We start from the raw sequence: 14624 nt of genomic DNA on the forward strand, positions 1-14624 counted from the left end.
AAGGTCTAGTTATATTGTTCTTTTATTGATTCATTAGTTGTTTTCGGTGTACGCTGAAGAAATTGTCCAATCACTTCAGTGAGTGTCTTGGTTTCAATAAGAAAACCATCATGGCCATAGAACGAATTAAGTTCATAGTAGGCCGCTCCAGGGATATTGTTTGCAATAAATTCCTGCTCTGATGACGGAAACAATACGTCTGTCGGTATACCAACAACAAGTGTCTTTGGGGTAAAAGACTGGAGCGTTTTGGCAACAGAATCTCTGTTTCTACCCAAGTGATGGCTATCCATTGCTTTGGTCAGGTACCAATAACTATACGCGTTGAAGCGCTTCACCAGTTTATCGCCTTGGTATTGTTGGTACGAAGATGCTTTATAGCTATCTGATTTCTCTGCGTCTGTTTCTTCTTGGGTTTTGGTATAAGTCTGGTAGTTCCGATAGGAGAGGAGCGCTATACTACGTGCGGCTTTTAAACCGTTCACCCCTCCATCTACGGTGTTACTAAAGAAGGTTGGATCAGCTGCAATAGAAAGCCGTTGACTTTCATTGAAGGCAATTCCCCAAGGCGACGATTGTGCGCTGGTGCCGATTACAATGAGTTGATTTACAGCAATTGTTTTTGCGGCAACCCATTCCAGTGCTTGCTGTCCGCCCAGAGATCCACCAATCAATATTTCAATCTGTTGAATCCCAAGATAATCGGCTAATCGCTGATTTACCGCTACGATGTCACGGATTGTAAACTGTGGGAAATCTAAAAAATATGGATTTCCCGTTTGCTTGTTTATGCTCAATGGGTTTGTCGTACCGTAGTGCGAACCCAACACGTTGGCGCAAACAATAAAATAATCATGTGGATTGAACAACTCATTTTCACCAAACAATCCCGGCCACCAATCGAATACATCGGAGTTTGCGGTTAGGGCATGGCATACCCATACCACATTGTCTTTCTTCTCGTTTAAGGTGCCATAGGTATGATAAGCTACTGTTAGCTCATCAATCGTGGCGCCATTTTCGAATTGGAAGGCTGTCTCCGATTTATAATATTTTAAACTCATTCTTTACCTTAATCTTTCCCCTTTACTGTAAATTGTAGTTTTCTTATTTTAGTTTATCAAATGCTTGTTGCAGATCGGCTTTGATATCATCGATATGCTCAATACCTACAGATAAACGCAGCAAACCAGGATACACACCTGCGGCTTTTTGTGCTTCTGCCGATAGCTGTTGGTGTGTCGTCGCCGATGGGTGGATAATCAATGTTTTCGCATCCCCTACATTGGCCACATGACTGATTAGCTCTAGGGCGTCGATGAAATCATTAGCTTTTTGTGCGCCACCTTTAATCGTGAAGGACAGTACAGCTCCATATCCGTTCTTCAGATATTTCTGTGCATTTTGGTGGTATGGGTGACTTTTCAAACCAGGGTAGCTTACTTTTTCTACCTGTGGATGTGCTTCTAGCCATTGTGCAATCTCCAAGGTGTTATCCACGTGTCTCTGTACACGCAAGGATAGGGTTTCTAAGCCTTGTACCAGCAAGAAGGAGTTGAACGGTGATAGGGCAGGACCAAAGTCACGTAAGCCTTCTACACGTGCACGAATAGCAAACTGAATATTCCCGAAAGGACCATTGACTCCAAATACATCGGAGAATACTAAGCCATGGTAGCCTTCTGATGGTTCAGAGAATTGTTTGTATTTACCATTTCCCCAATTGTATGTTCCACCGTCGATTATGACACCACCGATACTAGTACCATGTCCACCGATCCATTTTGTTGCTGATTCTACAACAACATGGGCGCCATGTTCCAACGGTTTGAAAAGATAGCCACCGGCACCGAATGTGTTATCTACGATGATAGGCAGGTCATGTTTCTTTGCTAAAGCAGCAATTTTTTCGAAATCAGGAATGTTGTAGCTCGGGTTCCCGATCGTCTCCAAGTAGATTGCTTTTGTCTTATCGTCAATAAGTGCTTCGATATTTTCGACCGTGCTATCTAATGCAAAACGCGCTTCGATGCCTATGCGTTTGAACGCTACCTTGAATTGATTGTATGTTCCGCCATAAAGGTTCGATCCGGCAACGAAGTTCTCGCCACTTTCGACGATATTGTTGATCGTAATAAATTGTGCGGCTTGTCCGGAAGCAACAGCTACAGCCGCTACACCGCCTTCAAGGGCTGCAATACGTTTTTCGAAGACATCAGTCGTCGGGTTCATGATACGGGTGTAGATGTTTCCGAACTGCTTTAGCGCAAAAAGATTAGCGCCATGCTCGGCATTTTCAAACGCGTAAGATGATGTTTGATATATCGGTAATGCACGGGATCCAGTTGTAGGGTCTACTTCTTGGCCAGCGTGAACTTGTAATGTTTCGAATTTTAGGTTTTTATTATCTGTTGACATAATGGTGTTGTTTTTGAATTTTGTAAAATACGTGTTAAAGCCAACCTAAGGGATGAAGGAGTGGTCGTTCTATACGAATGATAAGGAATGTAAAAAGAGGTTGGGTTACAATTTATCCATTATCACGAACGACTAGCGCATTCGCATAGCCGAAGACATCGTACAACATGTTGTTGTTCCGGTCGGATACAATAAGGACGTATTTGCTGAAATTTGTTTGATCGCTATCATTGTCTTATTTCATTTATATGCTCCAAAGCGATATTGCTTTGGACAGGAATTGGCACCTTTTCAACTTCTATTGAAGGTTGCCAGTGGGTCATAGAGCCAGTCTCTCGCCACTTCTTTATAAATCAAGACCTGATAAAAGGTGTTGATTAGTGTACCACTAACGAAGTACTCCGCAAATATATGTTTTTTTGAAACATATGCAAAAGAAAAAAGTGTTTTTTTGAAATAGGTTAAAAAAAGAAAAAGCCCATCTCGTTATGGAGACGGGCTTTTCTGGTGGTGCCAGCTGGATTCGAACCAGCGACACAAGGATTTTCAGTCCTTTGCTCTACCGACTGAGCTATGGCACCTTTTAGCTTTGTTTTGAACCTGTGCTAAGCAGGTTTTGGGTGGTGCCAGCTGGATTCGAACCAGCGACACAAGGATTTTCAGTCCTTTGCTCTACCGACTGAGCTATGGCACCTTTTTACAATAATTGTTTTCCTTTATTGTGTTGCAAATGTAGGTTCTTTTTTTGAATTCTAAAATTTTTGAGACAATTATTTTCGAGGTTTATTTCAACCTCTTGATTCTTATTGAGATAAAATTACATCAAATAAACATACCAATTACTCAAATTAGGCTATCTTTGCACTTCACAAAAATAATATGAGTAAAAGAGGTAGAGTTTTAGTGGCAATGAGTGGTGGGGTTGATAGTTCTGTCGCTGCTGTGATGTTACATGAACAAGGGTACGAGGTGATCGGTATCACGATGAAAACTTGGGATTATGCGTCGGCAGGCGGATCGTCCAAGGAAACGGGATGCTGTAGCCTGGATAGTATCAATGATGCCCGCTCTTTAGCCGTAGGTTATGGTTTCCCACATTATATATTAGATATCAGAGATGAGTTTGGCGATTATGTGATCGATAACTTCGTCGACGAGTATATTGCCGGACGGACACCAAATCCATGCGTCTTGTGCAACACGCATATCAAATGGTCTGCATTGATGAAGCGTGCGGATAAGCTCGATTGCGAATTTATCGCGACGGGGCACTATGCGAATATCCGGATGCACGATAACGGCCGATACGTCATCTCTAAAGGAAGAGATGAAAATAAAGACCAGTCTTATGTGTTGTGGGGTGTTTCACAAGAGAATCTCGCGCGCACGCAATTTCCATTAGGGAATTTCACCAAAAAGGAAATTCGCCAAATGGCATTGGATATGGGGCAGGCGGAATTGGCACAGAAGTCAGAAAGCTATGAGATATGTTTTGTGCCGGAGAACGACTATAGAGCCTTTTTAAGACACAAACGTCCGTCCCTTGATGAGGAAATTGGTCCAGGAAATTTTATCTTGTCTGATGGAACCGTAGTTGGTAAGCATATTGGTTACCCTTACTTCACGATCGGACAACGTAAAGGGCTAGGTATTGCATTGGGAAAACCAATGTTTGTAATCGAAATCCTTCCAGAGAGCAACTCGGTCGTGTTGGGCGAGGAGCATGAGCTCGAAAAATCACAGGCTTTCGTTCGGGATATCAATCTTGTTAAATATGCATCCTTAGAAGAGCCGATGGAAGCGATTACAAAAATCAGATATAAAGATGCTGGTGCGCAGTCTATTTTGACGCAACAAGGCAATATTATGCAGGTGGATTTTACGCACAATGTAAAAGGGATTGCCCCAGGGCAGTCGGCTGTATTCTATGAAGGAAACGATCTCCTTGGAGGCGGGTTCTTAATGAAGTAAAAAAAAGCGGCAATCTAGATTGCCGCTTTTTTTATGTGATATTATAATTTACCAATCTCTTGTGCTAGATCGATAATCTTGTTCGAATAACCCCATTCGTTATCGTACCATGATACTACTTTCACGAAGTTATCGTTCAAGGAGATACCAGCTTTAGCATCGAAAATTGATGTGCGTGCATCACCTAAGAAGTCTGTAGAAACAACCTCATCTTCTGTGTAACCTAAAATTCCTTTTAATTCGCCTTCAGAAGCTTCTTTCATCGCTTTTTTGATGTCTTCATACGAAGCACCTTTTTCTAAGCGTACTGTTAAATCTACAACAGAAACGTCAGCCGTAGGAACACGCATCGACATACCTGTTAGCTTACCTTTCAATTCAGGAAGTACAAGACCTACAGCTTTAGCTGCACCTGTGGATGAAGGGATGATATTTTGGTATGCGCCACGACCACCTCTCCAGTCTTTCGCTGAAGGACCATCAACTGTTTTTTGTGTTGCTGTAACCGCGTGGATGGTAGTCATCAAACCTTCGATAATTCCGAATTTATCATTCAATACCTTAGCGATAGGAGCTAAACAGTTTGTTGTACATGAAGCGTTAGAAACGATTGTGTACTCTGCTTTTAGATCTTTGTGGTTAACACCCATTACAAATGTTGGGGTATCATCTTTCGCAGGGGCAGACATAACAACTTTCTTCGCTCCAGCGTCGATGTGTTTTTGTGCTGTCTCTTGTGTAAGGAAGAAACCAGTAGATTCAATAATTACTTCAGCACCTACTTCATTCCATTTTAAGTCTGCAGGATCTTTCTCCGCTGTAACACGGATTGTTTTTCCGTTTACAATAAGGTTACCGTCCTTAACTTCTACCGTACCGTCGAAACGACCGTGTGTAGAATCATATTTAAGCATGTAAGCTAGGTAATCTGGCTCTACTAAGTCATTGATACCTACTACTTCAATATCACTGCGGTTGATGGCAGCTCTAAATGCTAAACGGCCAATACGGCCAAATCCGTTAATTCCAATTTTCATTTTATTAGTTTTTGTTAATGTAATACTTTACGAGGTTTTGAACAGGCTCTTTTATAATAGAACCAATCTGCAGCCCCTGTTCCCGACAAATTTCTTTGAGCCAATCTGCATAATTATTTGCGACAGACCCCGTGAAGTTAAATTGTGCATCGGGATAGTTTTCTGACAAGGGGAGGAGATAGGTCTTTACATAAATTTCCAATCCCTTTTTTATGTGTTGACTGATATAACTATCGTCTTTGTTCTCAAATATAAAATCGGCAAAGCTGGTCAAGAAAAGATTTGGGTTGGGGTTGTAGTACACGCGATCTAAGATCATACGGCGATCGAGGTTGTATTTTTGAAGCAGTTTCTCCCGGATACCGAAGGGCATGGCTTCGGTCAAGAAGTCTTTCAGTAACCGTCGCCCTAACCAATTTGTCGATCCTTCATCCGCTAAAATATACCCTAGCCCGTAGTTATTAGGAATAATTTTTTTTCCATTGTAGTATGCGGCATTTGATCCACTACCAATAATCCCCACAATACCCTTTTCATCGCCGAATGTCGATATGGCCGAAGCCAATACGTCATGACTTGCCTTTACACGTGCATTTTTGAAAAATTGTTTAAAGACACGTTCTATTTTCTCTTGACGCTCCGGCGAGGATGCGCCAGCACCAAAGAAATATATTTTGCGAATTTTTTCCGCATTGTTGATCAAGTGATTGCTTTTGTTTAAGAGTTGCAGGATGTACCTTTCGTCCTGGATATACGAATTTATACCCGATGTGCGAAAGCCATGAAGCACTCTATTTTTGTCGGCAATACGCCAATCGGCGTATCGAGAACCACTGAAAACAACAACAATCATATTTATTATACTAAAAAGCCATAATTTTTGCAATTTCCACTAGGTCTTCATTAAGCTTCAATTCTTTTTTACTCAATGCTTCTTCCAGTGGGGTGGTCACCATATTCGAACCACGGATTCCGATTGTTACCCGATTGTTCCCTTTAAGGAGTTCGTTTACAGCGGTGTATCCCATGCGCGTAGCCAGTACACGATCGGCGCTACTTGGTGAGCCGCCACGTTGCAGGTGTCCTAATATACTAACTTTTGTATCATAGTAATCGAATTTTTCGTTCACCCTTTTGGCCACATTGCTCGCTCCACCGTTTTTGTCCCCTTCGGCAACAATAACAATCATGGATGACTTATTGCGGTCTGCAGCGTGCTCCAACATCTCAATAAGCTCATCTATAGCGGTATCTTTCTCCGGAAGTAAAATAGCTTCCGCACCTCCCGCTACACCGGCATTCAGCGCGATACATCCAGAGTCACGCCCCATTACTTCGATAAAGAAAAGACGGTTGTGCGAAGCCGCTGTATCTCGTATTTTATCGATTGCATCAATCACTGTATTATTTGCTGTATCGTAACCGATAGTCAAATCTGTTCCGTTTAGATCGTTATCGATCGTGCCCGGAATACAGACAACAGGTATGTCATACTCCCGGGAGAAAATCTCTGCTCCCGTAAATGTTCCATCACCACCAATAGCTACTAACGCATCAATACCTGCTTTTCTTATATTCTCATATGCTTTTGCTCTTCCTTCTTCGGTTCTAAATTCCAGACATCTTGCTGTTTTTAAAACCGTACCACCTTTTTGAATGATGGAACTAACCGATCGGCTGGTCATGTCAAACATGCTATCTTCAATCATCCCTTGGTAACCGTGATAGATACCGGTGACCTTTTTTCCGTTATACAAAGCTGTTCTTACCGCTGCGCGAATGGCCGCGTTCATGCCCGGGGCATCCCCGCCAGAAGTAAAAACGCCAATTCTATTGATTTCTTTCACTCGATTGCTCATTTTAGGTTTTACGAATATAGTGTGTATTTCTTACACTATTAAATTTTTTTTGTTTTTTTTTAGGTTTTAGTAATATAATTAAGGTAGTTTTGTTACTAGTTAACAGGTAGGTAATACTAACTTAAATTTGAGATTGTTTTGCAGACACATTTTACCATCGACTGCGTAGTTTATAGTTTTTTTGAGGGGGATTTACAGGTATTGCTCACGGAGCGTAATGAGTATCCATACAAAGATTGGTGGGCTTTGCCCGGATTTTTTGTCGGGAATCTGGAAGAGATGGAGGATGCTGTGAAACGTATTTCTTATGAACTTACTGGACTGAAAGATGTCTTTATGGAGCAGCTTGGGGCATTTGCAGGTGTAAAGCGTCATCCACAAGGACGTATTCTAACGGTTGCATATTCTACTATTGTGCGCTATGATGATGTGAAGTCACAGATTAAACCTGTTACTGACTATATGCGACAAGCAAAATGGTTTCCGGTTAAAGAGCTTCCAGAATTGGCTTTTGACCATAAGGAAATTATAGATAAGAGTTTGCAGAAGTTAAAATCTACTGTTAATTATTCTACAGCGGTGTACGAGTTATTGCCGGAGAAATTTACGCTGACCCAACTGCAACAAGTGTATGAGTCTATTCTAAATAAAGAGCTGGATAAGCGGAATTTTAGAAAAAAAATAGCCAATCTTGGTTTTTTAAAAGAACTTCCCGAGGTTCAAAAAGGAGTTTCCTACCGGGCAGCTCGTCTTTACAAATTCGATAAAAGAAAATTTCAGAAGTCTTTTGGTGTAGAGTAATGTAGCTAATAGCCTGCTTTTATTACTTAAATTACGTTAAAATTACAATTTGCGCTTGATTCTTTGTGCGTAAACCATTTTGTTTTTATATTTTTGAACGTTTTTAGAAAAAAGTCAAAAAGTTTAAAGTAAAAATGGATAGCAAAAAGGAACAAATTGTTCGAGCAGCACTGAAGCGTTTCGCCCATTTTGGTTTTCAAAAAACCACGATGAATGAAATTGCTGTGGACTTGAACATCACAAAGGCTAATCTGTATTATTATTACCCAGATAAGAATGCCTTGATCATCGATGTACTGGAGTGTATCGCTGGTTCTATTTCTGCAAAGGAAGAAGAATTGGTCGATGGGTATGACGGGGACCTGTTAAAGGTGATCAACGAAATGTTGGACTTAAGAGCGGAGTATATGAAAGAGTACTACGTGTTGCACCTCAATGAAAGTATGGAATGGGTTAAGGGTGAGGGGGTAGCCAATATTTTAGTAGAGCTCCTGCTCAAAGATATTGCTGTGGTAAACAAATTGTTTACAAAAGCTGTCGAATATGGTGAGTTACAGCTTGCAAATATTCAACAGGCGGCAGCCTCTTTTTGTGAGATTGTGCGTGGCCTTGGTTTGATACGTAGTATTACGGATATCATTTCAGGTATGCCAAACCCGACTAAAGTAGACGAAATCTTAGTAAGCCAGAAGGCGGCAGTAAGCCTTATTTTTAGTAATAAACTTAACATCACACAATAAAAGCAGATAATTTTCGAACCGATGAAATTGAAATATCTAAGTGTTTTAGCCATTGGACTTGTGCTTCAGCTAAGCCGAGTACAAGCACAAGAGTTGCTGACCTTGCAACAGGCCATTAAATTTGCATTGGAAAATAAAGCGGATGCAAAAAAATCCAAGCTGGATGTCATCAATGCGCAGAATAAGATTGACGAGGTTCGCTCTGGAGCATTGCCTCAGGTTAACCTCAGTGCCGGAGTAACGTACAACCCGATTATTCAGCAGGTTGCGTTGGATGGTGCCTTGATGGGGAAACCGGGAGAAACCGTTTTGGTAACCATGGGGCAACGTTGGCAGTCGACACCGACACTTTCTTTGAATCAGCAATTGTTCAACCAGACCGTATTTACCGGACTTAAAGCCGCGAATACAACGCGCGAGTTTTATATTATAAACGATCAATTGACGGAAGAACAATTGATTGAAAAGGTTGCTAATGCCTATTATGATGTGTATACATCGCAGCTGAATTTGCAAACGGTACAAACCAATATCGATAACGCTTCAAAGAATCAGAAAATTATTGAAGGTTTATTTCAGGCAGGTTTGGCGAAAAAGATCGACCTAGATCGTATCGTCGTAAATATCAATAACCTGAAAGCGCAAAAACAACAATTGATCAATGGCCTGGAGCTGAAGGAAAATGCGTTGAAGTTTGCTTTGGGGATGGACATTACGAAACCGATCGAAATGCCGAAGGAGACCTTTAAGATCGATGCCGAAGTGCTTCATGAAGTGGCTGATGTGAGTAACCGTACGGAAGTTAAGGTCTTGGAAAAACAGTTGGAGTTGTTGGATCTGAATATGAAAGCTGAAAAATCAGCTTACTATCCAACATTATCGCTTACTGCTAACTACGGGTATACCGGGTTTGGAGCACAGTTTCCGATCTTCAATAATCACCCTTCTGTTAACTGGGCTAACTTTAGCTCCGTGGGCTTGAATTTAGCATTTCCGGTATTTAATGGTTTTAAAACACGTTCTAAGGTGAGACAGGCGAATGTGGATATCAAGAAAGCAGAGATTGACTTGATGGATACCAAATTGGCGCTTAGCTTAGGCAATGAGAATGCAAAAGCGCAAGTGAAGAATAGTTTGTTGACGGTTAATACCAATCAGGCAAACGTTCAGTTGGCAAAAGAGGTGCTCGATAATACCTCGAACAACTACCGTAATGGATTAGCAACACTTACTGAATTGCTTGATGCAGAGCAAGCTTATGCTGATTCCCAGAATAACTTAAATACGTCCTTGCTAAACTATAAAGTTGCTGAAATTCAATTGGTGAAAGCAAATGGAAAATTAAAAACATTAGTAAACGAATAAGAGAATAAACGTTAAGACCTTAATAGACAAACAATATATATGAAACGTATAATAATAACCGTAGTAATTATCGCAGCAGCATTCGCTGGTATTATGTTTCTTTTAAATAAGAACAAGGCTAAGAACGAAGAGGAGACAGCTGTCGTAGCGATCCAAAACGCAGCAGTAGCTGTCCGCGCTGAAGTGGTCGATCTGAAAGAGGTTAATGCGGAGTATATCACCAATGGTGTGTTTGCCCCAAAGCAAGAGGTGAAATTGTCGGCTGAAGCTTCTGGTAAAGTAATTCGTGTACTCGTGAGTGAAGGTTCGTATGTGAAAGCAGGACAGACACTCGCTGTAATTAATGGCGATAAGCAAACCGTAGATGTTTCCAATGCACAAGCGGTGTACAATAACGCAAAGGCTGAAGTAGCTCGTTTTGAAAGTGCCTTCGCAACAGGCGGGGTAACAAAACAACAATTGGATCAGGTTAAGTTACAGCTTGAAAATGCACGTAACAACCTTAAATCTTCACAGATCAAAGCTTCTGATGTTAATGTTACAGCTTCTTTTTCAGGGGTGGTAAATAAACGCAATATTGAACCGGGATCTTATGTTTCTCCAGGCAATGAGCTATTCGAAATTGTAAATGTTTCTACCCTAAAACTGAAAATTAGTGTAGATGAGAAAAATATCTCACAAGTGAAATTGGGGCAGTCTATTAAAGTTCAGTCGCCGGTACTTCCGGAGAAGACATTTACGGGAAAAGTGAGCTTTATCGCGCCTAAAGCAGATGCCAGCTTGAACTTTCCTGTAGAGTTGGAAATTCAGAACAATGCATCGAATGACTTAAGAGCAGGTATGTATGGTACAGCTTATTTTGGCGCAGATCAGCGTGTTAATTTATTAGTCATTCCAAGAAATGCTTTTGTTGGTAGTGTGAGTTCGAATCAGGTTTTTGCGATCGAAGGAGGTAAAGCGGTATTGAAAGAAGTAGTTTCTGGACGTAGCTTTGGCGATTACATCGAGATTGTTTCGGGACTTGAACAAGGAACACAAGTTATTACATCCGGACAGATCAATTTGTTGAATGGAACACCTGTAGAAATTATTAAGTAAGCTGAAATCTAATTCATGAAAATATCAGAAATTTCAATAAAAAGACCAAGTATAATTATAGTACTCTTTATTATACTTACGCTTGGTGGTATTTTCTCGTATTCGCAAATGGGATACGAGCTGGTGCCAAAGTTTGAGGTAAACGTAATTACGGTACAGACGTTGTACCCGGGGGCAGCGCCGTCCGAGGTAGAGACGTCGGTTACCAAAGTGATTGAAGATGCGGTCGCCTCCTTAGAGAACGTAAAGAAAATTGAATCAAAGTCGATGGAGTCTGTTTCCGTCGTCATGATTACACTGAATACCGGGGCGGATGTCAACTTCCTGTTGACGGATGCGCAACGGAAAATAAATGCGGTAGTCAACGAGCTACCCGATGATGTGGAAACTCCCGCTTTATCAAAATTCTCGTTGGATGACGTTGCGATCATGAACTTATCGGTGACGTCTAATTTGTCAGAGAAGGATCTGTACGATTTATTAGACCAGAAGATACAACCCGTTTTTGCCCGTATTAATGGGGTTGCAAAAGTAGATATGGTTGGTGGTGAAGAGCGTGAAATCCAGGTGAGTGTAAGCCCAGATAAACTGGAAGGTTATGGGTTGACGATTACACAGGTACAGCAGATGATTGCTGCAGCTAACTTGGACTTCCCGACGGGTAACGTAAAAACACGCGACAACCAGACAACCTTACGTTTGTCGGGTAAGTTTGCTACGCTTGATGAATTGCGTAACCTGCCAATATCAACACCGCGTGGGGTTATGATCCGTTTGAGCGATATTGCGGATGTACAGGATGGTATTAAGGATGTAGAGAAGATTTCTCGTATTGACCGTAAAAACACCATCTTAATGCAGGTGTTTAAGCAGTCGGATGCGAATGCCGTAGCTGTATCAGAATTGGTGAAGAAGACCGTTGATGTGGTAAAGAATGATTACAGTAAGCAAGGTGTTGAGATTATTGTTGCAAACGATACAACAGATTATACCCTAAATGCAGCGAGTAACGTAATCCACGATTTGATGATTGCGATCGGTTTGGTAGCATTTATCATGTTGTTTTTCTTACACAGTTTACGGGATGCTTTTATTGCAGTTGTTGCGATTCCGTTATCCTTGATTGCTACGTTCATTTTCTTGAATATGATGGGGTATACGCTGAATCTGATGTCGCTTCTAGGGCTATCCTTGGTCGTTGGTATTTTGGTGGATGATGCGATTGTGGTAATTGAGAATATTCACCGCCACATGGAGATGGGTAAGAATAAGGTGCGTGCTGCGTTTGACGGAGCGAAAGAGATCGGGTTTACCGTAACTGCGATTACATTGGTAATTGTGGTGGTATTCTTGCCGATCGCGATGTCTTCCGGATTGGTGTCCGATATTTTGCGTCAATTCTGTGTGACGGTCATGGTGTCTACATTGCTATCGCTTGTCGTATCGTTTACTATAGTGCCTTGGTTGTACTCCCGTATCGGTAAACTTTCGCATATCAATAAGGATAGTTTCTTTGGTCGTATCTTATATGGCTTTGAAGCAGGGTTGAGCAAATTGACCCATGGAATTTCAGGGTTGTTGGAATGGGGCTTGAAAAGTAGATTAAATAAGTTTTTAACGCTCTTGCTTTCGTTTGTGCTATTGATTGGAGCATTTATGTTGGTTGGTAAAGGCTATATTGGGTCTGACTTCTTTCCAGGTAATGATAAAGGAGAGTTCTATCTACAACTAGAGATGAATAAAGATGCCTCTTTGGAGCAAACGAACTTCATGACACAGAAGGCTGAAAACTATTTATCACAGAAGCCAGAAATTGAGCGTATGATTACGACTGTTGGACAAGCATCCGATGGTATGGTTAATACATCTGGAACAAAATATAAGTCTGAAATTCATATTATCCTGAAGGACGGTCACAATAAAAAAGAGGCAACAAAAGTTTACTCGGCAAAATTGAGACGGGAGATGGAGAATGTGCTGGTCGGCGCGAAAGTGAAAACCGTAAATATGGGTTTGATGGGAGCCGAGCAAGCACCACTGACACTAACTGTAATTGGTGCATCTCAAGCAGAAGCGCTAGAGACTGCGCGTACATTTGCGGATCTATTGCGTAAGGTTTCTGGTGCATCCGAGGTGAAGTTGACCTCGGAGGATGGTAACCCCGAAATTAGTGTCAAAGTAGATCGTGATAAGATGAACTCTTTGGGCTTAAATGTGTCCACTGTAGGTATGACCATGCAGACTGCGTTCTCTGGAAATACAGATACTAAATTTAGAGCAGGGGATACGGAGTACGATATTAATATCCGTTACGATGAGATTGGTCGTGGTAATATCAATGACGTGAAAAACTTGAAGTTTATCAATCAAGATGGACAAGCGATTACATTAGAGCAGTTTGCTGATGTAGAGTTCAGCTCTGGTCCGTCATTATTGGAGCGTCGTGATAAGTCACCTTCGGTATCAGTACAAGCACAAGTGGTGGGTAAGCCAGCCGGTACGGTTGCTGCAGAATGGCAAAAAGAGTTTGAGAAAGTCGAACTTAAACCTGGTGTTTCCTACAAATGGGGCGGTAATATGGAGAACCAACAAGAAGGTTTTGGTACTTTAGGTGTGGCTTTATTAGCCTCTATCATCTTAGTGTACTTGGTTATGGTTGCTTTGTATGATAACTTTGTAACACCTTTCGTGGTTCTTTTCTCTATTCCGTTATCATTTATCGGTGCGCTTCTGGCATTGGCATTAGCAAATCAAACATTGAATATCTTTACGATCCTCGGTATCATTATGTTGATTGGTTTGGTTGCGAAGAATGCGATTATGTTGGTGGATTTTGCGAACCACAAAAAAGATGCAGGAGCAAGTACCTACGATGCGTTGATTGCGGCGAACCATGCACGTTTCCGTCCTATCCTGATGACCACCATTGCGATGGTAATCGGTATGGTGCCTATTGCGATGGCTACGGGAGATGGAGCAGATATGAACCGCGGTTTGGCCATTGTAATTATCGGGGGGCTTCTTTCCTCTCTATTCTTAACATTGGTTGTCGTTCCTGTGGTGTATTCTATCTTTGATAGCTTGGGGAGACGCTTTGGCAAGAAAGAAAAAACAAATTATGCGGAATTAATTGTTGCTGATTATGTGCCAAATGAAAATTATGTAGACGAAATGGATGCTAAAAATTAAGGCTTAGCTCCCTTCATATATACGATACGCACTACCCTCGGGTGGTGCGTATTTGTTTAATGGGGTTTTGTTCATTTTGTTAGGTCGTGATAAAATGCAAAGTTTTGCAATGTTGGATGAATAAAATACAGGACGAATATGTAACT

General features: G+C 41.4%; 11 protein-coding genes, 2 tRNA genes and 1 riboswitch. Of the genes, 6 read left to right on the plus strand and 7 right to left on the minus strand.

Features of this window, described 5'->3' with window-relative positions; translation table 11 throughout:
* Positions 1–5 precede the first annotated feature (5 nt).
* The 4 genes from E2P86_RS06830 to E2P86_RS06845 form a co-directional block, all read right to left on the minus strand.
* The gene (locus tag E2P86_RS06830; protein WP_085472693.1) at positions 6–1064 is read right to left on the minus strand and encodes a homoserine O-acetyltransferase family protein; all 1059 of its coding nucleotides are present in this window, start codon (positions 1062–1064) and stop codon (positions 6–8) included.
* 43 nt (positions 1065–1107) lie between these two features.
* Positions 1108–2418, minus strand: coding sequence for an O-acetylhomoserine aminocarboxypropyltransferase/cysteine synthase family protein (locus tag E2P86_RS06835; protein WP_134431813.1), 1311 nt, complete (start codon positions 2416–2418; stop codon positions 1108–1110).
* Between the two features lie 241 nt (positions 2419–2659).
* Positions 2660–2773: riboswitch (SAM riboswitch) on the minus strand.
* Positions 2774–2923: 150 nt separating this feature from the next.
* Positions 2924–2999: transfer RNA gene (locus E2P86_RS06840), tRNA-Phe, on the minus strand.
* A 40-nt stretch (positions 3000–3039) separates the two neighbouring features.
* Positions 3040–3112, minus strand: a tRNA-Phe gene (locus E2P86_RS06845).
* Between the two features lie 185 nt (positions 3113–3297).
* Here E2P86_RS06845 and mnmA point away from each other — a divergent pair.
* The gene (gene mnmA, locus E2P86_RS06850) at positions 3298–4389 is read left to right on the plus strand and encodes a tRNA 2-thiouridine(34) synthase MnmA (protein WP_085472695.1); all 1092 of its coding nucleotides are present in this window, start codon (positions 3298–3300) and stop codon (positions 4387–4389) included.
* A gap of 41 nt (positions 4390–4430) precedes the next feature.
* Here mnmA and gap read toward each other — a convergent pair whose 3' ends face one another.
* From gap to pfkA, 3 genes are read right to left on the minus strand one after another with little or no spacing between them, the layout of a single operon-like run.
* Positions 4431–5426 (minus strand): type I glyceraldehyde-3-phosphate dehydrogenase, encoded by a 996-nt coding sequence (gap, locus tag E2P86_RS06855; RefSeq protein WP_085472696.1) that lies wholly within the window; start codon positions 5424–5426, stop codon positions 4431–4433.
* Between the two features lie 4 nt (positions 5427–5430).
* A complete protein-coding gene (locus tag E2P86_RS06860) occupies positions 5431–6279 on the minus strand; it encodes a hypothetical protein (RefSeq protein ID WP_085472697.1) in 849 nt (282 codons plus the stop codon).
* Between the two features lie 10 nt (positions 6280–6289).
* Entirely contained in the window at positions 6290–7285 is a 996-nt protein-coding gene (gene pfkA, locus E2P86_RS06865; RefSeq protein ID WP_085472698.1) for a 6-phosphofructokinase, read from the minus strand.
* 138 nt (positions 7286–7423) lie between these two features.
* On the opposite strand from pfkA, the gene E2P86_RS06870 reads away from it, so the two are divergent.
* The 5 genes from E2P86_RS06870 to E2P86_RS06890 all read left to right on the plus strand — a co-directional run bounded on the left by E2P86_RS06870 (position 7424) and on the right by E2P86_RS06890 (position 14478).
* A complete protein-coding gene (locus E2P86_RS06870) occupies positions 7424–8086 on the plus strand; it encodes an NUDIX hydrolase (RefSeq protein WP_085472699.1) in 663 nt (220 codons plus the stop codon).
* Positions 8087–8220: 134 nt separating this feature from the next.
* Positions 8221–8826: a TetR/AcrR family transcriptional regulator gene (locus tag E2P86_RS06875; RefSeq protein WP_085472700.1), complete on the plus strand. Its 606-nt coding sequence runs from the start codon at positions 8221–8223 to the stop codon at positions 8824–8826.
* Positions 8827–8847: 21 nt separating this feature from the next.
* The gene (locus tag E2P86_RS06880; RefSeq protein ID WP_085472701.1) at positions 8848–10191 is read left to right on the plus strand and encodes a TolC family protein; all 1344 of its coding nucleotides are present in this window, start codon (positions 8848–8850) and stop codon (positions 10189–10191) included.
* A 39-nt stretch (positions 10192–10230) separates the two neighbouring features.
* The gene (locus E2P86_RS06885) at positions 10231–11289 is read left to right on the plus strand and encodes an efflux RND transporter periplasmic adaptor subunit (RefSeq protein WP_085472702.1); all 1059 of its coding nucleotides are present in this window, start codon (positions 10231–10233) and stop codon (positions 11287–11289) included.
* 15 nt (positions 11290–11304) lie between these two features.
* Positions 11305–14478 carry an efflux RND transporter permease subunit gene (locus E2P86_RS06890; protein WP_134431816.1) on the plus strand — a complete coding sequence of 1058 codons (3174 nt, stop codon included), beginning with the start codon at positions 11305–11307 and terminating at the stop codon, positions 14476–14478.
* The last annotated feature ends 146 nt before the right edge of the window (positions 14479–14624 follow it).

It is taken from the genome of Sphingobacterium psychroaquaticum (assembly GCF_004421025.1).
Lineage (GTDB): Bacteria > Bacteroidota > Bacteroidia > Sphingobacteriales > Sphingobacteriaceae > Sphingobacterium > Sphingobacterium psychroaquaticum.